Origin of the sequence: uncultured Methanobrevibacter sp., from assembly GCF_900314695.1 — an archaeon.
GTDB lineage: Archaea > Methanobacteriota > Methanobacteria > Methanobacteriales > Methanobacteriaceae > Methanocatella.
In genome coordinates this window covers 1-19,873 of record NZ_OMWD01000007.1, presented here as the reverse complement: position 1 = coordinate 19,873, position 19,873 = coordinate 1, and the positions used below count along the sequence as shown (strand labels likewise).

Annotated in this window: 25 protein-coding genes; 6 read left to right on the top strand and 19 right to left on the bottom strand. The window is 32.2% G+C overall.

What is annotated here, in order from left to right:
- Positions 1-2 precede the first annotated feature (2 nt).
- Positions 3-440, top strand: a complete 438-nt coding sequence (locus QZN45_RS02985; RefSeq protein WP_296811008.1) for a molybdenum cofactor biosynthesis protein MoaE — start codon at positions 3-5, stop codon at positions 438-440.
- Between the two features lie 152 nt (positions 441-592).
- On the opposite strand, the gene QZN45_RS02980 is transcribed toward QZN45_RS02985, so the two are convergent.
- Together QZN45_RS02980 and QZN45_RS02975 are read right to left on the bottom strand one after the other, a co-directional pair.
- A complete protein-coding gene (locus QZN45_RS02980; RefSeq protein ID WP_296811005.1) occupies positions 593-799 on the bottom strand; it encodes a molybdopterin-binding protein in 207 nt (68 codons plus the stop codon).
- Between the two features lie 27 nt (positions 800-826).
- Positions 827-1,033, bottom strand: a complete 207-nt coding sequence (locus QZN45_RS02975; protein WP_296811002.1) for a molybdopterin-binding protein — start codon at positions 1,031-1,033, stop codon at positions 827-829.
- 334 nt (positions 1,034-1,367) lie between these two features.
- Here QZN45_RS02975 and tsaA point away from each other — a divergent pair, with 334 nt between their 5' ends.
- Positions 1,368-1,853 carry a tRNA (N6-threonylcarbamoyladenosine(37)-N6)-methyltransferase TrmO gene (tsaA, locus tag QZN45_RS02970; RefSeq protein WP_292606488.1) on the top strand — a complete coding sequence of 162 codons (486 nt, stop codon included), beginning with the start codon at positions 1,368-1,370 and terminating at the stop codon, positions 1,851-1,853.
- A 43-nt stretch (positions 1,854-1,896) separates the two neighbouring features.
- On the opposite strand, the gene QZN45_RS02965 is transcribed toward tsaA, so the two are convergent.
- Positions 1,897-2,925 carry a M42 family metallopeptidase gene (locus QZN45_RS02965; RefSeq protein WP_296810999.1) on the bottom strand — a complete coding sequence of 343 codons (1,029 nt, stop codon included), beginning with the start codon at positions 2,923-2,925 and terminating at the stop codon, positions 1,897-1,899.
- Between the two features lie 103 nt (positions 2,926-3,028).
- Between QZN45_RS02965 and QZN45_RS02960 the strand changes: the two genes are divergently transcribed.
- The gene (locus tag QZN45_RS02960; RefSeq protein ID WP_296810996.1) at positions 3,029-3,787 is read left to right on the top strand and encodes a ferredoxin; all 759 of its coding nucleotides are present in this window, start codon (positions 3,029-3,031) and stop codon (positions 3,785-3,787) included.
- Here QZN45_RS02960 and QZN45_RS02955 read toward each other — a convergent pair.
- Both QZN45_RS02955 and QZN45_RS02950 read right to left on the bottom strand, forming a co-directional pair.
- Entirely contained in the window at positions 3,782-5,287 is a 1,506-nt protein-coding gene (locus tag QZN45_RS02955) for a HEAT repeat domain-containing protein (RefSeq protein WP_296810992.1), read from the bottom strand. The genes QZN45_RS02960 and QZN45_RS02955 overlap by 6 nt on opposite strands.
- 1 nt (position 5,288) lies before the next feature.
- Positions 5,289-6,332 (bottom strand): ribonuclease H-like domain-containing protein, encoded by a 1,044-nt coding sequence (locus tag QZN45_RS02950; RefSeq protein ID WP_296810989.1) that lies wholly within the window; start codon positions 6,330-6,332, stop codon positions 5,289-5,291.
- A gap of 327 nt (positions 6,333-6,659) precedes the next feature.
- Between QZN45_RS02950 and QZN45_RS02945 the strand changes: the two genes are divergently transcribed.
- From QZN45_RS02945 to QZN45_RS02935, 3 genes are read left to right on the top strand one after another with little or no spacing between them, the layout of a single operon-like run.
- The gene (locus QZN45_RS02945; RefSeq protein WP_296810987.1) at positions 6,660-7,043 is read left to right on the top strand and encodes a hypothetical protein; all 384 of its coding nucleotides are present in this window, start codon (positions 6,660-6,662) and stop codon (positions 7,041-7,043) included.
- Entirely contained in the window at positions 7,040-7,777 is a 738-nt protein-coding gene (locus tag QZN45_RS02940; protein ID WP_292606499.1) for a 4-phosphopantoate--beta-alanine ligase, read from the top strand. Before QZN45_RS02945 ends, QZN45_RS02940 begins: the two co-directional genes overlap by 4 nt.
- Positions 7,778-7,783: 6 nt before the next feature.
- Positions 7,784-8,323: a nucleoside monophosphate kinase gene (locus QZN45_RS02935; protein ID WP_296810984.1), complete on the top strand. Its 540-nt coding sequence runs from the start codon at positions 7,784-7,786 to the stop codon at positions 8,321-8,323.
- Here the strand turns inward: QZN45_RS02935 and QZN45_RS02930 are convergent, their stop codons facing one another.
- The 14 genes from QZN45_RS02930 to gatC all read right to left on the bottom strand — a co-directional run bounded on the left by QZN45_RS02930 (position 8,324) and on the right by gatC (position 19,707).
- The gene (locus tag QZN45_RS02930) at positions 8,324-9,004 is read right to left on the bottom strand and encodes a TIGR00289 family protein (RefSeq protein ID WP_296810981.1); all 681 of its coding nucleotides are present in this window, start codon (positions 9,002-9,004) and stop codon (positions 8,324-8,326) included.
- 4 nt (positions 9,005-9,008) lie between these two features.
- Complete coding sequence (locus QZN45_RS02925) at positions 9,009-9,815, bottom strand: hypothetical protein (RefSeq protein ID WP_296810978.1); 807 nt, start codon at positions 9,813-9,815, stop codon at positions 9,009-9,011.
- 78 nt (positions 9,816-9,893) lie between these two features.
- On the bottom strand, positions 9,894-10,319 hold the full coding sequence (locus QZN45_RS02920; RefSeq protein ID WP_292606507.1) for a class III signal peptide-containing protein: 426 nt from the start codon (positions 10,317-10,319) through the stop codon (positions 9,894-9,896).
- Positions 10,320-11,189, bottom strand: coding sequence for a prepilin peptidase (locus QZN45_RS02915; protein ID WP_292606509.1), 870 nt, complete (start codon positions 11,187-11,189; stop codon positions 10,320-10,322).
- Between the two features lie 96 nt (positions 11,190-11,285).
- Positions 11,286-12,887 (bottom strand): CTP synthase, encoded by a 1,602-nt coding sequence (locus QZN45_RS02910; protein WP_296811111.1) that lies wholly within the window; start codon positions 12,885-12,887, stop codon positions 11,286-11,288.
- Between the two features lie 163 nt (positions 12,888-13,050).
- Positions 13,051-13,554 (bottom strand): hypothetical protein, encoded by a 504-nt coding sequence (locus QZN45_RS02905; protein ID WP_296810976.1) that lies wholly within the window; start codon positions 13,552-13,554, stop codon positions 13,051-13,053.
- Between the two features lie 20 nt (positions 13,555-13,574).
- Positions 13,575-14,351, bottom strand: coding sequence for an alpha/beta hydrolase family protein (locus QZN45_RS02900; RefSeq protein ID WP_296810974.1), 777 nt, complete (start codon positions 14,349-14,351; stop codon positions 13,575-13,577).
- A 9-nt stretch (positions 14,352-14,360) separates the two neighbouring features.
- Entirely contained in the window at positions 14,361-14,528 is a 168-nt protein-coding gene (locus QZN45_RS02895) for a hypothetical protein (RefSeq protein ID WP_292606515.1), read from the bottom strand.
- A gap of 201 nt (positions 14,529-14,729) precedes the next feature.
- Entirely contained in the window at positions 14,730-16,085 is a 1,356-nt protein-coding gene (locus tag QZN45_RS02890) for an MATE family efflux transporter (protein ID WP_296810971.1), read from the bottom strand.
- Positions 16,086-16,089: 4 nt separating this feature from the next.
- Entirely contained in the window at positions 16,090-16,725 is a 636-nt protein-coding gene (locus QZN45_RS02885) for a flavodoxin family protein (RefSeq protein ID WP_296810968.1), read from the bottom strand.
- Position 16,726: 1 nt separating this feature from the next.
- Positions 16,727-17,938, bottom strand: a complete 1,212-nt coding sequence (locus tag QZN45_RS02880; protein ID WP_296810966.1) for a cofactor-independent phosphoglycerate mutase — start codon at positions 17,936-17,938, stop codon at positions 16,727-16,729.
- Positions 17,939-17,966: 28 nt separating this feature from the next.
- Positions 17,967-18,986 carry a homoserine dehydrogenase gene (locus QZN45_RS02875; RefSeq protein ID WP_296810963.1) on the bottom strand — a complete coding sequence of 340 codons (1,020 nt, stop codon included), beginning with the start codon at positions 18,984-18,986 and terminating at the stop codon, positions 17,967-17,969.
- An 8-nt stretch (positions 18,987-18,994) separates the two neighbouring features.
- A complete protein-coding gene (locus QZN45_RS02870) occupies positions 18,995-19,480 on the bottom strand; it encodes an amino acid-binding protein (RefSeq protein WP_292606525.1) in 486 nt (161 codons plus the stop codon).
- Between the two features lie 11 nt (positions 19,481-19,491).
- The gene (gene gatC, locus QZN45_RS02865) at positions 19,492-19,707 is read right to left on the bottom strand and encodes an Asp-tRNA(Asn) amidotransferase subunit GatC (protein ID WP_292606527.1); all 216 of its coding nucleotides are present in this window, start codon (positions 19,705-19,707) and stop codon (positions 19,492-19,494) included.
- Positions 19,708-19,873 lie beyond the last annotated feature (166 nt).

Genomic DNA, 19,873 nt, shown 5'->3' with positions numbered 1-19,873 from the left:
AAATGGTTGTACGTGTAATCGAAGCAAAAGAAGACAAAGTAACAACAGCAGATTTAATAGACGAATTGAAAAAAAGTAGCAAAATAGATTATTCCGGTGCAATTTTCACATTTGAAGGAATTGTACGTGGAAAAGAAGAGAACATGAACTTAAAAAAGCTTATTCTAACAACACCTGATAAAGAAAAAACAAAATCAGAAATTGAAAAGATTGTAGATAATGCTAAAATTAAATATAATGTTCACGAAATTTCAGTCGTTCACTACATTGGTGAATTCTATACTGGAGACATGTTATTCCTTGTTGCGGTTTTAGGTGCACACAGGGGAGAAACCCTTGATGCATTAAAAGAAGTTATTGAAACCGTAAAATATGAAGTTGAATTTAAAAAAGAGGAAATTTCCGAAGAAGGAACTAAAACAATCCTCGCAGGAGGTTAAAAATGGTAATGAATATTATTAGAATATTAATACTATTTCTAATAATTTATGCAGTGGTAAAAGGCTTTAAAACATTGTTTAAAGCCGCAATAATTATATTTATTATTTCTATATTATTAGGATTATTAGGAATTTAATCCTAATTCCTAAACTTATTTTCCTATAATAACTTCAGTAGATTTGATGATTGCAGTTACATCATCACCTTCAGATAAACCTAATTTTTCAGCAGACTCTTTAGTAATCACAGCAGTAATAACATTAGGATCAGCAATTTCAATTTTAATATTAGCCATAACAGCTCCTTTTTCAACATTAGTAATTTTTCCTTCTAATTGATTTCTAGCACTTAATTGCATAACTATTCACATCCAAATATAATAATTTTATTTTCCTATAATAACTTCAGTAGATTTGATGATTGCAGTTACATCATCACCTTCAGATAAACCTAATTTCTCAGCAGACTCTTTAGTAATCACAGCAGTAATAACACCAGGTTCACTGATTTCAATTTTAACATTAGACATAACAGCTCCTTTTTCAACATTAGTAATTTTTCCATTTAATTGATTTCTAGCACTTAATTTCATAATTTCACATCAATATGTTTTTGACAATACTAAGTTGTATCGAATTGTATATAAATGTTTCGTTTTTTCTATGAAATAAGACATTTAAAATCGATTACCGAAAATACTTCATATCGATATAAAATTATATTAACTCATTTATAAAACAAATTAAAAAGTTTAATTTATTATAATTAGAATTATTAAAGAATAAAAAATAAAAATAAAAATTTATAAGTAAATTTATTAAAAATAGAAATCATATAATTTGTTAAAAGTTATTTTATCGAAATTCATAAAATTAATAAAATTCAACCAGAAAATTATATTACAAATCAAAACGAAAATAATAATTATGAATATCGAAATGGAATCAATCGGTACAATCCATACCGAATTTAGTGAAATTGAAGGAATGCCCATTCAACCTACTGGGGCAAAAGGAATAAAAGGAACAATAGAAATTAAAGACAAATATGCTGATGGTCTAAAAGACCTTGAAGATTTTTCACACATCCATTTGATTTACCTGCTTCATAAAGTAGAAGGTTACATGCTTGAAGTAAAACCGTTTATGGATAATGATACACATGGAGTATTCGCTACAAGATCTCCCAAAAGGCCAAATCGTATTGGAATGAGTGTTGTTAAAGTCAATGCAGTTGAAGGAAACACGATACATGTTGAAAATGTTGACATTTTGGATGGAACACCACTGCTTGACATCAAACCCTATGTACCCCAATTATATGAAGACACTATTGATGAGCTAAAGATAGGCTGGTTTGAAACCAAACACAAAAAAGCAAAATCACAAAAATCAGACGACAGATTTAAATAAAACAATATATGTTTAATTTAATCAAAAAAAAGAAAAAAAATAGCTATAATTTATTTATAGCTTCAGTAATCAATTGAATAGTTGATTCAATATCATCCATACTACATACACTTACTGGAGTGTGGATATAACGAGTAGGAACAGATAAAACACCAGTAGGAATTCCTTCACGAGTTAAGTGAATTGCAGTTCCATCAGTAGTTCCACCATCACTCACTTCAAGTTGATATGGAATATCATTATCATCCCCAGCTTCGATTAACATGCCCTTAATTGATTGTTGGGTTAAAATTCCCCTTCCGCTTGCATCTGCTAAAATAATAGCCGGACCTTTACCCATCACTACAGGTGCCTCTTCAGGTTTGATTCCAGGGTGGTCACCTGATAATGTAACATCAAGTGCAATAGCCAAATCAGGGTTTAATCTAAATGCAGAAGTTTTAGCTCCTTTAAGACCTACTTCTTCCTGTACGGTTCCAACACCATAAACAGTAGCTCTGGTTTCAACCCTTTTTAAAACTTCCATCATTACATAACATCCTACACGGTTATCTAATGCCTTACCCATGATTAAGTTGTTTGGATACTCTTCGAATAATGCGTTGAAGGTCATTTTATCTCCTATTCTGACCATTTTTTCTGCATCTTCCTTATCTTTAGCACCAATATCAATAAACATGTCGTCAGATTTAACAACTTTGTTTCTTTCTTCAGGTTTGGTAACGTGAGGTGGTTTGGATCCAATTACTCCGACAATCGGTTCGCCAACTGATGAATGAACTGTTACGGTTTGGTTCATTAGCATTTGATCGTTTATTCCACCAATATTTGAAAATTTAATAAATCCGTTATCATCAATATATCTTACCATTAGACCAATTTCGTCCATGTGTGCTGCTAACATAATACTAGGAGCCTTTTTTTCACCTTTTTTAGTGGCAATTAAGTTTCCCATACTGTCAGTTTCGATTTTATCAGCAACATCTTTTAATTCACGTGTAATTATATTAGCTATTTCCTCTTCAGAACCTGATACACCAGGTGCTAAAGAAAGCTCTCTCATTAATTCCATCGTATCACCAAATTATTTTTTAAATTTAATATTATTAAATAGTTTCTATTGATTTAAAAATCATTAAGTTGTATGAAAAATATAATTAATGTCAGGTGAGAGTATGTCAAAAATTGTTAAAGTTTATTTTAGTCCATCCAATACAACTAAAAAAGTAGTCGAACAGATTGCAAGTAATTTTGATGATGGTAGTGAAACTTATGACTTGTTGAATTTCAATGGCGAAAAAGAATTTCCGCAAGATACCATTGCTATTGTAGGAATGCCCGTTTTTGCAGGCAGAATCCCAAAAAGCGGTCGTGAAAGATTAGAAAAATTAAAAGGGAATAACACTAAAGCAATTGCTATAGCAAACTACGGAAACGCTCATGTTACTGATGCATTACTTGAATTAATTGATTTGTTAAAAGAAAATAATTTTGATGTGATTGCAGCTGCAACAACCATCAGCCACCATTCCATTTTTGATGGAGTTGCATTGGGAAGACCTGACAGTGCCGACATTGAAAAAATCGATGAATTTTCAAAAAAATGCATTGAAAAAATAAAAAGCGGAAAAAGTCTTGAAAGTGAAATTCCAGGAAACAGGCCTTATGTCGATTACAAACAGCTGCCGTTTGAAATCAGCTGCGATGAAACAATCTGTGCATTCTGTTATGATTGCGTTTCAATTTGTCCTGAAAAGGCAATTCCAGATGATGATCCTATTTCAACAAATTTAGATCTTTGCAGCAGATGTACTGCATGCATCAGCATTTGTGGTGAAAATGCACGTTCATTTTCAGGAGATGCATTTGAAGCTAAAAAACCTGAATTTGAAAATGCAAACAGCGAAAGAAAAGAAGTTGAATTCTACTTATAGATTCATCCTCTTTTTTGCCACATTTCTTACATATTCGTTTTCATCATTGATTGAAACTTCTTTTAAAACCTTTTTACTTACAATATGTTTTACAGCGGCTTCACGAACTCTCCATTGAGGCTCCTTTTTAACTATTTTTGTTAAAAATTTCTGGTTTCTGACTTTGGAAACTGCTCTGACTGAGATGTTTTCAGAAATCCCCTGTTCATATATCTTTATCAGACAGCTTTCAACATTGATTTTATTTAAGGCCTTAAGTGAAAATTCCTCATCTTTATTGGCTAAAACAATTTTTATCAATGTTTCCAAATCATCAATATTATCCAATGTGTCCTTTCTGATATTTTCCAATTTTGCTTCGTTCAGGATTTTAATAAATGATTTTTCATCATGAATGTGTTTCATGGCTTCACTGGCCACATCTTCATGAGTCGAATTGATTACTATTTCCAAATAATCGTTTTCATCAACTAAATTTGGATTTTTAATTGCATGATTTCTTACAAATTGGTCATCGTCGTTTAATGCTATGTTTATTAATATTTGAGGATTTTTAATATTGTTTACTGCAATTTGGCGAACGAACCTGTCATCATCATTTTTAATAATCTTCAACAAATCATCTTCATTACTAATTTTCTTAACAGCTTCGCTTCTGACAATTTTATCAGGATCATTTAAGGCTATTTGTGTAAGCAATTCTTCATCATCCAATTTTGGAACCAAATCCAGACGTACATCAGATTTGTCGGAGTTTAAAACTATGTCCTTTAATATTTCGGGATTATCTATCTTTTCAAAAATAAGTGAACGGATTTTTGCATTGTCTTCATTTTTAGCTATATTTGCTAATTTTTCACCGTCAGTGATTTTGTTAATTGCTGCAGTTTTGACACCTTCATCTTTTTGAGAAATTGCAATTTCTTCAAGGACATTTTCATCATCAAATTTATCTTTATTGATTGCTGCTTTTTTAATATCATTATCATTAGCCTTAAAGATCAAATCCTGCAGAACTTCTCGGGACTCTATTTTACTTACTGCTTCATTCCTATATCGTTTGTCGTCAGCTTCAATAGCAATCCATTTAAGGGTTTCCTCATCAACGACCTTTTCAAATATTTCATCCACATGTTGATTTTTCTTTGTATTTATTACAATTTCGGCAATTGACTTGTTGTTTTCGCCCAGTCTTTCGTATGCAAAACTCCTTACGTCAAAGAATTTTGAGTTTTCAGCAGCATCCCACAGTAAATTTTCATCTGTGAGCTTATTTGCTGCAATTAATCTGATTGCCCTATCCTTTACATTTTTAGCCATGTCCAATGCAACATACTGATTAGTTATTTGATCTGCAGCTGCCGCCCGTTCGTACCTGTCCTTGTTTGTTGTGGCTATTTTTTGCAATAACAGTTGATCTTCTTCAATTTCCACATCATCTTTTGAAATGGCTTTGCGTTCTTTTTTATCATTTTTCTTAAATCTATCAAAAAGTCCCATTTTAATTTACATCCTTATACATTTTCTCCAAAAAAGATGCTAGTGAAACAATATCCTGCCTGTTGTGTTCTATAATGGGCACAATAGGACCAATATTGTTTTTGGATAAATAAGTATCATAATATCCTGGAATATATTGGCCAGGAACATCGTCTTCCCGTTCAATGCCAAAAAACTCCCTTTCAATTGTTTGAAGTTTGCAATTTGGCAATTCATCTTTCCATAAATTTTTTGCAAAATACATCAAATCTATATGAGCCAAATCAAGGTTGGCATTAATTCTATTATATATGCATCTATTATTAATAAATGGTACATCAAAACTTTTTCCATTGAAAGTCACATGAACAGAATCTTCATCCAAATGTGACAGATAAGCTTCCAGAATTACAGGTTCCTCGCCATAATCTCTTAAAAAATATTGTGAAGTTATAATGTTATCATTTTTTATTTCAGCAACCCCTATTAGGATTACAGGCACATTTGAAAGACCTTTTGTTTCTATGTCCATGAATTTGAAGTTCTCGCAATCTGTAAGACTGACGCATTTTATCAGATTATCTCTGCATTTACGGGAGTACTTATTGCGGTCAAGCAAATTCATCACATCCTGGAATGACATATCTTCGATGCTATCCAAAAATTTAGATGCTACATTACAGTATGTATCATGTTTTTTAAGTGATTCTATTGTGTCATAACCTTGATTTTTGAGGTTTTGTTCTTTTTTAATGCCAATTTTTGGAAGCAATTTCAGATTATGGTTCATCTGATTTTTAAAATCATTATCAACAATATTGAAATTAATCTTTTCTTTTGTTGTTATCTTCAAAGTCTCCCCATAATCTGTGGAAATTATTTCTGAATTTTTAATATCAGTTACTTTTTTTCCACCATATTTTACTAATAATTTTTCTTTTAAATCATCAAAATAAAGTGGGGATTTTCTTCTAGCTCTTTTTTTAGCTTCTTCTGACGGATACATTGAAGAAATGGAGTTAGATAACATTCTTTGATAATAATTTTCTTGTTCCTCATTATACATGGTCAATTTAATTTTAGTAAATCAAAGAATATATAGGTTATTAGTAAAGTATACTTGAATTTTAATAAAATTCAAATAAGTTTATATACTTGAATGTATAAAGTATTACTTGGCTACAATGTAGCCGAGAGATAGATTAAACAGCCAAATTTTAAAATTCATTTCTCTAAAAGCTTGTAAAAAACAAGTAGTTAGGTGGATAATTACATAATTATCTACCTAACCATCCCAACACTTTTTTTAAATAGACTTTAGATTAACTTAGAAAAGTATTTAATATTTCTAAATCAAAGATACTATTGATAGTTATTTTAAGGTTTAATTAATATGAAATTAAAATTAGCGATAATATTTGGAGCATTAATATGGTTTTTAACATATTTTTTAACAAATATTTTCAATCCAATTTTTAATAATAACCTCCCATATGTCAATATTATGGTTCCAATACTCATAATTATCATAACCGGATTTTTCGGAATACTCTACATTCGAAATATTAACGAAAATGAGGTTGTTGAAGGTTTACTTGCAGGAATAGCATTTATAATAGTGAATATGATTCTAGATTACATATTTTTTATTATACCTAATGTAAATAATCCAATAATTGGAGATTATCCATTTCATATTACTTCAATGATTATAATAACTTTACTGATAACAACATTTTTAGGATATCTTGCCCAAATGAGGATTGATTTAAAATGATACCAAAATCTCACCCCCGTTATGAGTCATTGCTTTTAAGAGACAAAATAGTTAAAGCTTCACAGAAAGGCTACCTTGCAGATTCTGGAATGATTGCACATGGAAGAGGAGAAGCTTTTGATTATTTGATTGGAGAAAAAACTACATACCCTGCAAAAAGGGCAATGTATGTTGCCGTAGCTGCCCTACTTTTATCAAATAATCCTGTTATTTCCGTCAATGGTAATGCATCTGCTCTTGCCTGTGATGAACTAATTGAATTGGCGCAAAGCATTGATGCTAAAATTGAAATTAACTTATTTTACAGAACTGATGAACGTATAAGATTATTGACAAAACTATACAAGGACCATGGATATAATGATATTTTAGGCACCTTAGATGATGATATCGAATATATTGATGATATCAAAAACAATAGGGCTTCAGCAAGCAAGACAGGAATATATTCATCAGACACCGTTTTGGTTCCTCTTGAAGATGGTGACAGAGCAGAAATACTAAAAAAATCAGGTAAGAATATCATTACAATCGATTTAAATCCACTTTCAAGAACATCAAAGATGTCAGACGTGTCAATTATGGACAATATCGTTAGGGCTATACCATATATGACAAAAATTGCTGAAGACTTAAAAACTCAGGATAAACAAGTCCTGATAAACATAGTTAATGAATTTGACAATGAAGAAAACCTTAAAGAATCATTACAACAAATAAAAATTAAAGAGTGAATAAGAATGCAAGTTATGGGAATTTCAGGGTTACCTGGATCTGGAAAGGGTTTAGTTTCTGATATGGCTACTGAAAGAGGAGCCATTATTGTAAGTATGGGAGACATAATAAGAGAAGAAGCAAAAAAAAGAGGTGAAAGCACTAAAGAAACTGCCAAAAATCTTAGAAAAGAAAAGGGCGAATATATAGTTTCAGAACTTACCATCAAAAAAATTAAACAACTTGAAAAAGAAGGAATTGAAAATGCCATTGTTGTCGATGGAATTAGAAGCCATCATGAAGTGGAAATGTTTAAGGAAAACTTTGATGATTTCATTATTCTTTCAATCTTTGCAAATCCTACCTTACGTTTTAAAAGATTGCAAAACAGGATGAGAGAAGATGATTCTAAAGACTACAATGAATTTGCAAAAAGAGACCAAATGGAATTGGACTTTGGAATCGGCAATGTGATTGCACTTTCAGATAAACTAATTATCAATGAAAGCGATTTGGAAAGCTACAGCGAAGAAATTAATGAATTTTTAAAAGAGATTAACTTGTAATCACTTTTCTTCAAGAATCGCATCTTCAATAATATAAACACCACTGTCAAGATGCCATTCTTTTTTATCTTTTAATATTTTAACTCTTTTTTTAAAAATAGGACCGTCTATAGCTAATGTTTCGGCCTCACCACCTTCAAAAGCAATGTTGACCTGATATTTTTCATTGAGTTTAACCAACTCATCAATGACTTTATCGTCAATGATTCGTCCCAGCCAAGATTCATCCAAACCCCAAGCAGCTACGCCTGAAATGATAATCTTAAAGCCCAGAGAAACAATTTCTCTCATATATTCAAGTTCATTTACATGCCAATATGGTGAAATAATCTTTAGGCCAACTTCATCCCCCAGTCTTTCGATTCTGGATTTTTGATAAACAGAATAAAGTGCCCCGGTGTATATGGCTTCAACACCCAAACTTTTAAGATTTTCAAATTCTCTTTTTAAATCTTCAAGTTCTTCTTCTTTAACACCTTGAGTCACCGCAGAAATGATAGGAATATCAAGCGCTTCTGCAAGCAAATCAGTGATGTGAATGTTTGGGACATGAAACATGTAAGATTCATCATTAACGGATTTCATGGAAAGAAGATATTTAACATCTTCTTCCTCCTTTAATGCATAATACAATGCCATCGTACTATCTTTTCCACCAGAAAATAGAATAGCAACTTTCATAAAATTACCGTTTTTGTTTAGTCCTTAAGAATTTTCTAAGTCTTCTATAATATACAACAAACGAATCGAAATAAATTCCAAGTACCGCAACGAAAATTCCTATTGCTCCAGTGAATAATACGAAACTGGTATCTGAAACCATTGATGCATTTGCATTGTCAATACTACTCTGAATTGGACCTTCCATCTTACTTGCAACAATACCTCGAGCAAGCAAGTTTTTCTCAAATTCATCCAAATGTGATGCATCAATTACCAATTTTGAATGTACTTGTGCATAAGATAATGTATCCCCATATACTAACTTATACCAATCTGAAAAAGATTTCAAAGCATTGGATGCAGAATAATTATCTGCAAGATAAATAGTAATCTTTCCAGAAGAGTTTACAGTATAATTCTTATAGTGATCATCAATGTTTCCAACTATCTCTTCAAAATATGACTTTTCAGTATCACTAAAACTCCACAGAGATATCGAAACACTTTCCTCATTATATGATTTAAAACCGTCAGTATGAGACAGATTATTTTCTAGTTCAGCCAAATCATTTGAAGAAGATAAATCCAAATATAATGTCTCTTCATTATTAGGCATATTCCTTTCAACAGCAGTCATGACCGAAGGCACTTCCTGATAAATAGGTTCCAGGAAAAATGCACCTCCAATTGATCCGATTAAAAAAGCTACAAGAATAACTAAAAGAATTTCCTTTTTTGGCATGTATTTCCTAATCATACCAATAGAAAAGACAAATATCATCATTATAATGAATAAAATGATATAAATAATTGAAGTTATAATATCCATAATTCACACGCCATTTAACATTATAGATTATATTTTAAATAACGCTATTAAAATAACTTTTGATAGAATCATGCAAAATCATACACTAACAAACATGTTTTCACTACCTGCAGGCCATTCTACAACAACAGAATTTTTACCCTTTTTAAGAGTTAATGAAGAAGATTCAAGATTTGACTTATAAGGAACCTTAATATATTTATTCGATTTATCCTTAAGCTTTAAATTGCAAGACAGATATTTACTTTCAAAATTTACCTTAACTGATTGTGGTACATAAACATTGACCGTTTGTTTTGATCCTTGACCCTCTCCATAGACCGTTTTGATAGCTGAAGCGATTTTTGACAAATCAGATTTGATTTTTAGAGAATCAGAAACATCCAATGTTGTTTCCATACTTTTATTTACTAAGGGCATAGTAAATGCAATCAAAATAATTAAAGAAATTGTAAAAATCAACAAATACTCTAAAGAGACCTGACCATGATTTTCCCCAATCATTCAAACCACCAAAAAAATATTTTTTGTAAATAACATTATTATATCTCCGTAAATAACTGCAACCATCAGACCAAAAAGAATTGCCGGCGCAAATGGAAATGAAATCTTAACTGAAATTTCATCAGAAATAAACCCCTGAGCATTCATAATTTTTAGCAGATACATTTCCTTTTCAGTTATTCCACCTGCACTTTGTGATTTAAAATAATATTTATAATACGAATCATGTTCATTTTTATAGACCTTCAAGTTACCCCCAATTTCATTTATTAAATGACAAATATGCTCATTATTGAAATAATATTCATTAACAATTGCGCCTTCACATATATCCTTTACAGGAATCATTTTATTGAGGGTGGATTCAATCAGATATTTTACACTGTTAATATTAAGTAAATTGAATAGAAAATCCTTATTTTCTTTGAAAATATTGTTTTTAAATATCAAATAGGTTACAAAGATTATTAGAAATGGAAATGATACCAAGATACTGTTTAAGACAACACTAAACGAAAACGGATATATGGACAATTGGGGAAAAATATCCAAAAAGTCAACATTGGTACCGAATGGTATTACTGAAGATATTCCAGTGAATAATTTTACATCACCACCACCCCATATATTCAATTGCCACATCATATAAGTGATGAAGTAAGTTATAACTACTGAAATAATTGAAGCTAAAATGTATTTAATGTTAGATGAAAACAGCGACAAAATTAAATTAGATATAAATCCAAAAATCAAAAGAAATCTTGTCAACCAGTTGGGAATAATACCATCTTTTACATCAAAAATTGCAGCCATAATGCAAAATAGCACTGTAATTGATATTTGAAATAAGCATATTAGACTAAAATTCATAATTATAGTATTATACGAACTATAATATTAATTAGATAGAAAATAAGCTTGCAAAATTGATTTTAGTTCATTAAATTGATAAAAAAATAAAAAAAATTAATTTTTAGAATGCTCATAAATAGCTTCTAAAAATGATTTGAATAATGGGTGTGGCCTATTAGGTCTTGATTTGAATTCAGGATGGAATTGGCAACCAATAGCCCATGGATGATTTGGAAGTTCAACAATCTCTACTAAAAAATCATCAGGACTGGTTCCAGAAATTATTAAACCTTTTTCTTGTAGGTCATCTCTGAAATCATTGTTAAACTCATATCTGTGTCTGTGACGTTCCTCAATATCGATTTCACCATATGCCTCATGAGTTTTAGTTCCTTCAATGATTTTACAATCATAAGATCCTAAACGCATTGTTCCACCCATGTTTTTGATTTTCTTTTGCTCTTCCATCATATCAATAACTGGGAATTCCAAATTTTCATCAAATTCAGAACTGTTGGCATTAGGATAACCGTTCCTTCTTGCAAATTGAGTTACAATGGATTGCATACCAAGACATATTCCAAATAATGGAACATTATTTTCAATTGCATAATCAACGGCATCTAATTTTCCTTCAAATCCACGTTCCCCGAATCCTCCAGGAATTAAAATACCATCAAATTCATTTAAAGCTTTTTGATCCAATTCTTCAACATCAGAACTTAAGTATTTGATATTGGCTTTTACACCAATGCTTGCAGCTGCATGAAGCAATGATTCGCGAATACTGATGTATGAATCTTCAAGTTCAACATATTTTCCAACAATACCTATGGTAACTTCAGGTTCAGTGGTTCTAAGGGATTTGACTATTTCTCTCCATTCATCCAATTTGGATGAATCAGGGTCAATATCTAAACCAATTCTATTTACAATTAACTCACCGATGTTTTTATCTTCCAAGACCAAAGGCACTTCATAGATTGTACCAGCATCAGGAGTATTTACAACAGCACTTGCATCCACATCACAAAAGTGAGCAACTTTTCCAAGCAATGCATCATCAATATGCACTTGTGATCTGCAGACAATAACATCAGGATTTATACCGACACTTCTCAATTCTTTAGTGGAATGTTGGGTTGGTTTTGTTTTGAATTCTCCAGCTGCATTTAGGTAGGGAATAAATGTAACATGGACAAACATAACATTTTGTCTGCCTTCCTCATTTCTTAGTTGTCTTAAAGCTTCAAGGAAAGGTTGACTTTCAATATCTCCAACAGTACCTCCAAGTTCAACTAGCACTACATCATAATCAGAGCTTTCAGAATTTTCTCTAATCATTTCTTTAATTCTGTTGGTAATATGTGGAATTACTTGGACACATTCTCCCAAGTATCCTCCTTCTCTTTCTTTAGCAATAACAGATTCATAAACTTTACCAGTTGTAATATTAGCCATTCCATCAAGTTCAACATCCAAAAATCTTTCATAGTGACCCAAATCCAGGTCGGTTTCCATACCATCATGAGTTACAAAGACTTCACCGTGTTGATATGGATTGAGTGTTCCTGAATCCCAGTTTAAATAAGGGTCTATCTTAATAGCAGAAACTTTTAAACCATATGATCTTAAAATTCTACCCATAGATGCTGAAGTTATACCTTTACCTATGGAACTAACTACCCCACCAGTTATAATAATGTACTTTGTCAGTTAAATCCTCTCCATTAATTATACTATAATTTTAGTTTTTCATGATATATAAAAATTTAATAAAATTCATATTCACTTATAAACAAGCAAAATTAACCTGAAATATATAAAAATTTCAATATCCTAAAAAAACAATCAGAAATTAAACAGTCAATAACTCTTTTTACCTGCTGTTTCGCCAACTATATAATTTATTTGAAATATCTCTATCCGTTTCATTAAACTGATATTGACCTTCATTACCATAGCTTGCAAAGGAAGTTGATTGTACGAAATCATAGCAGGAATCAGTCGGTTCAGTCTGACCGTTGCCTCGTCTGCAATACATCCCATGAGCACGCCCGTAAGGACTTACACTCCAATATGTGCAGTTTAGACAAATTTCATCACCATTGTTCACCATTGAATCATAGTCATGCTCCCCATAATCATGATTATCGTCGAATGTAATGCTTTTACCACATTCTGCATTATCCTTGCTGACTGATCTGCCACAATTATAGCAATAATACTCATCGGCCAAATCTCCCAATTCACTACCGCAAGTTGGGCACTTAACACATATGACCTCATCTTCGCTAAACATTCCTCCACCACATTCATGGCACAAATAGCCACCAATCACTTCAGTTAATTCAGCTCCACACTTAGGACACAACTTTACCATTTTATCACCACCTGAAAACATTACAGCAATGTTTTAATAAATTCTTTAAGATATTTGTCACAGAACTCCCAGGTATGTTCCCCTTCAGCTTCAACAAATGTGGCATCAATTTCCCTAGACTTTAAAAATTCATGAAAATCAACATTTTTTCCATATAAAAAGTCATCAACACCACATGCCATATAGATATCCGGAATGTCCCTGCAGTTATCAATCAAATGTTTTGGATTCATATCTGAACTTTTAATTTTATTCAAATCCCCAAAAATTGATTCATAGAAATCTTTTGAACGCAATACATTATCGTCATCAGTGTAATTTACAATATCATCTGTAATAAGAGCAGCAGAAATCATTCCAATTTTTGAGAAGTTTTCGAAATATTTTAAACCATTGCGGATAGCTCCATAACCTCCCATTGAAAAACCTGCTATGAAAGTATCTTTACGCCTGTGAGACAATGGAAAAATGTTTCGAGTAATATCCAAAAGTTCCTGACCAACATATTCACCATAATATGCATGAGATTTCTCATGATCGACATAAAAGCTATTTTCTCCACAGGGAATTACAATAGCTATCCCATTATCCTCTGCAAATTTCTGAATGGAAGTGTTTGCAAGGACTATATCATCACTGCCATACAATCCATGAAGGAAGTATAATGTTTTGTATGGCTGCGGAACGATTTCTTCAGCATCATTTAAGAAATGTATATTGTCAGAGGGAAGAATAACGCTAATGGATGTGCGCCTTTGTAAGCTCTTACACTTGACATCTCCTCTAAATAAAACCAATTGAAACACCTATTCCATAATCTTATCCAATTTTTCATTTATTTCCTTAAGCTGCTTTGACAATATTTCCTGATTTTTTAAAAGCAAATTTTGATTGTCTACAATCACTTTAAAGTGTGCGTCATTCAAATTTACCAAACTCACTACCTTATTGAATATGTCTTCATTATCAATCATCTAATCACCTATGCCCACAATTCGGTTATGAACATTGCATTTGCATTATCTGGCTTTTCAAATCCGAATATTCATGGAATTTTAATTCATATTACCAACTTTCGGGAAAAATGACCCTAAGACCATCACCTACAAGAACAAATCTTGAAGTTGTTTTTTACTAATTATATGTGTATTTTTATATAAGATTTTAGATTTCATTTAAACCACCCGGTATTCCATCCATTTATTTGAGAAATATCGGTAAATGTAAATTCCTGCCCTCACATACCAATCAATAAACATCGCTATCCATGTTCCAAATACTCCAATGCCCATCCAATCTGCTATAACATAAGATAAGGCAATTCTACATGTAAACATTACTGCCAAACTTATATACATTACTGATTTTGAATCTCCAGCTCCCCTGAATGTTGCAGGCAGTGTAAATGACAATGGCCATATTATAATCGCAAAAATTCCATGCCAAATAACCATTTCAGTTACCATTGCTGTAGTATGGGCTGACAGATTATAAATCCCCAAAATCAAAGGCAACATTGCAAATATCACCAAATTAATTACAATATGAGATATGACAACCAAAATCAAGCATTTCCTATTATAATATTTTGCCTGCTGATAATCATCTGCCCCAACGCAATTTGATATTACTGCAGTAAGTCCCAAATTAATTGCAAAACCGGGCAGTACCGAAAATATTCCTATTGCATAACCGACAGAGTTTGCAGCTATCGCCATTGTTCCAAAAGTTGAAACCAAACTTAAAACCAACACCCTGCCCAGTTGAAACAAACCATTTTCAATACCATATGGAACACCTACCATCAATACTTTTTTAAGTATTTTAGTATCGAATTTATGTCTGAATGTCCTTTTAATATGCAATCTGTAATTTTCATCAAGGACAAAGTACAATATTAAAAGCGCTGCCAGGACACGTGCCATTACTGTTGGAATAGCTACACCACGTACATCCCACCCAAGATAATAAATGCAAAAGGCATTACCCAAAACATTTAAAACATCACAGATAATCATGACCTTCATTGGAAAAACTGCATTATTGGTTGTTCTAAAAATAGCTGCTCCGGCATTATATATTGCGATGAATGGAATTGACAATGCAACGATATACAGATACATGTCAGCATTATTCCATACATCCGCTTCAATTTGACCAAACAATAACCCTATTAGAAAATGCCTTAGAATCATTACTAAAATCATTAAAACGAAAGATAAAATTGTTGAAAACCAGACAAGTTGAGTTGCAGAATTTTGCGCCTTATCTATCTGTTTGTCGCCAAGATATTGTCCCGCTACAACAGCTCCACCGGTTGCAAGAGCTGAAAATGAAAAAATAAGAAGTTGAATTAAAAAGTCAACAAGAGAAACTCCTGAAATAGCTGCTTCACCAAGTGAAGCCACCATTATTGAATCTGCCAAGCCTACAAAAAACTCTAAAGCATATTCTACCAACAAAGGCAGAAACAAGTAGAGTAATGCCTTATTTGTATACAGATAACCTTCAGGAGTTTTAAAAATGTTCATAATTTTATCGGATAAAGTTTGTACGAGGTTTTTCTTCTTCAGTTATGGCTAAACCTTTCTCCTCACCCGCTTCAATACACTTTAAGAAAAATGCCATATTATGGGCCAATTGCCTCATTGTTCCTAAACCTTCCTCATCCTGCATGACCTCTTCAGGAGTGTTTCCATGCACCATATTCCAATAAAATGAAGAGATTATCGGCATTTGGCTAATTCCCAGATATTTTATTAACTGATCATAGGTTGCAGTTGTACCCGCACGTCTTGCAGAACATACTACTGCACCAGGTTTGTGTTTGAACGCTTCTCCTCCTGCACCGTGAGAGTTTGAATAAAATGCTCTGTCTAAAAATGAAGTCATAGATCCATTGGCACCCGCATAATAAACAGGTGAACCAAATACGAATGCATCTGCATCATATGCTTTTTTGACAAATTCATTTACAACATCATTGTCAAAAGTACATTCTCCTTTTTCACCACATTTCATACAGGCAATGCAACCTGTTATAGGTTTTGTTTTAATCCAAAATATTTCTGTTTCAATATCATAGGTTTTTAAGATTTTCTCAATTTCTGTTAAAGCTGTATAAGTACAACCATTTTTATTAGGACTACCATTGACTAACAATACTTTCATTTTAATAGTCTCCATCAATTAATCTTTGAACTAAGAAATGACCTTTCTTAAATTCCAATGAACCTTTTTTAACACCTTCTTCATCAAATGATTCACATTCATCACCATCTCTTTCAGAATCAAAGATGATGATAGGCACATTATCACGAGTGTGAGTTCCGACACTGATTGGAGTCGGATGGTCAGGTAAAATTGCTCCCCTAAATTCTCCGTCTTTTAAGCTTTCGATAATAGGGCCGACAATAAACTCATCAATTCTTTCTATTGCTTTGACTTTTTCTTCGGTATTTTGAGCATGCCCTGCTTCATCAGGAGCTTCTATATGAATCAACAATAAATCTGTTTGCTTTAAAGCTTCGATTCCGTACTCACCTTTTGCCTTATAATCCGTATCAAAGTATCCAGTAGCTCCAGGCACATCAACAATGTTCATACCTGCAAAGTTTCCTATACCTTTCAACAAGTCCACACCTGTAATAACTGAAGCTGTGATTCCATAAGTCTCTTCAAAATTAGGTAGGCTTGGAGTTACGCCTTGTCCCCACAACCATATCATATTGGCTGGAATTTCTCTTTGTTGGTTAATTTCATGGTTTTCAAGATATTGTCTTGCTTCAAACATTATTGATTGAATTTCCTGAGCAAGTTCACAGTCCCCAAATAGATTATCAGCTAAGTTTTCACCTGAAATATCATGAGGAGGCATTGTTTTAATGCCGGACAATATTTCTGCATCTTCTATGCTGTCACAGGAATATATAAACAAATGTCTGTAACTTACGCCAGTGTAAAATTTGCCTTTGAAATCAGGGTATTTTTCAGTGAAATACTCATTTAAACCTTTCATCAACACATCTGCTTCTTCAGTTGTGATATGACCTGCATTAAAGTCATCCATAGCATCATTTTCACTGAATATTGTATTGCATCTGAATATTACGTCTTCAGGTGTTGTCGGAATGCCTTCACTGCCTGCTTCAAGAGGTCCACGACCTGTATAGTAGTCTGCAGGATTATACCCGAAAATGCTCATATTGGCCACATCAGAACCTGGAGTATATTGTTCAGGAACATTATTTGTAAATCCACCATAGCCCATTTGAGCTAATTTATCAATGTTTGGAGTATTTGCCACTTGCAAAGGAGTTTTACCATCTAATTCATCTACAGGATAATCACTTGACCCATCTGGAATAAAAATTACATATTTCATATTATCAAAAAAAGTAAAAAAATTTTAATTAGTTTTTATTTTTTAAAATACTAATTAAATCAGTCAACATCGCAGAAGCAGTTTCTAGAGAACCTGCTCCAAGTCCAATTACTGATACTTCATCAGCCAAATCAGTTGTGATTGTAGCCATGTTTAAAGTACCACTTACATCATAAGAGCTTCCTCTTTTAACTAAACGTGGAGATACTTGTAAATTATCTTTAGATACCTCAGCTATCAGTTTAATTAAATAATCATCCTTTTTAGCCAAATCAATAGCTTGTGAATTGATGCTTGAAATACCTATGACTTTAACATCACTATATGTGGCGTCAATTCCTAAAAGGGAATTTGCCAAAATTACTGTTTTACAAGCTGCATCAATACCTTCAACATCCTGTGTAGGATCTGTTTCAGCTATTCCTAATTCCTGAGATTCTTTTAGGATAACTTCATAATCTGAACCTTCTGCAGTCATCCTTGATAAGATATAATTTGTCGTACCATTCAAAATACCTTTAATTGATTTGATACCACATGAAGAAATTGTTTCCTTTGCCAGATTGATAATTGGCATTGCACCGCCAACACTGGCCTCATATCTGAATTGGACACCTGCTTTTTCAGCAGCGCCAATTACTTCCTTAAATTTGAGTGCTAAATGTCCTTTATTTGATGTTACTACATCTTTTCCTTGTTCAAAAGCCTTAAGTGTTAGTGAAAATGCAGGTTCTGCATCAACGATATTTGTAGGAGTTGCTTCAATAAGACAATCATATTCAACAGCGTCCAACACATCTGCACCATTCAAATCAGACCCGAATTCAGGATATGCTGATAACTTTCCATTTTCTTTTTTAGTTTGCACAAGTAATTCTTCATCCAGTCCATCTTGTGAAATTGCAGATGAAGATGAATCAGCTGCAGCAACCACTTTAACAGTTACTCCAGTTTTTTCTTTAATTAAATCTTTTTTCATGGAAAGTGCATTGGCCACACCCTGACCAACTGATCCAAATCCCATTATAATAACTTTACATTCATCCATAATAATCACTAAACCTCATTAATAACAAGTATCTCTTTTTCTTCTGCAATTTCTGCAATTTTATCAAATACTATCTGTTTAAGACCAATGTCTGCTTCAATATTCAATAATGCAGTAGATTTATCTTCACCATCCAATTTAATTTCGCATCCTACAATTAAAACACCATCTAAAGCATTGATTTTATCCATTGTGTCTCTTAAATCATTGTCAATAATATGTCCGAAAAAGATTGTACTTATTTTTTCTTTTAAAACAACATCATCCATTTCAGTAATTGTGATACCCAAGTCTTCAAATCTTTTGACGACATTTTTAAGATCTTCAAATTCACCTTCCAATGTGAGTTGAACAGGAACCTTACCATTTTCAGTTTTATAGTCCCTTTTATGAATTACAGTTACCAAATTTGCACCAAGACTGCCAATCGGTTCCAACACTTTAACTAACTGCCCTGGAACATCCAGAAGTTCTAGAACTAAGTTCATTCTCATATAAATCACTCTTAATTAGTCCAATCTGCTCTTTTAACTACAAGATTTCCTTCCTTATCTATTCTTGCATTCCTTAATATTTTTTCAGGATTTTTTTCATGAGATTCATCTTTACGTGTTAAATTTAAATTATCGGTAATATACCATGTTTCATCAGAATCAGGAATATCTTCTAAAATCTTTGAGAATTTTTCTATAATATCTTCTGCATCTTTTTCGATTGTCATAAATAAAAACTCCTAATAATTAATAATATATTTATTATGTTTTTTAATATTAATAAAGTTAAAGATTAAGGCACTTTCAATAACTTAAGTGATTTTTAGTAAATCGCATTGTCCTCATCCCAATACTTTAGTTTTAGATTGAATCTTTTTAAAATTCCTTTATCTG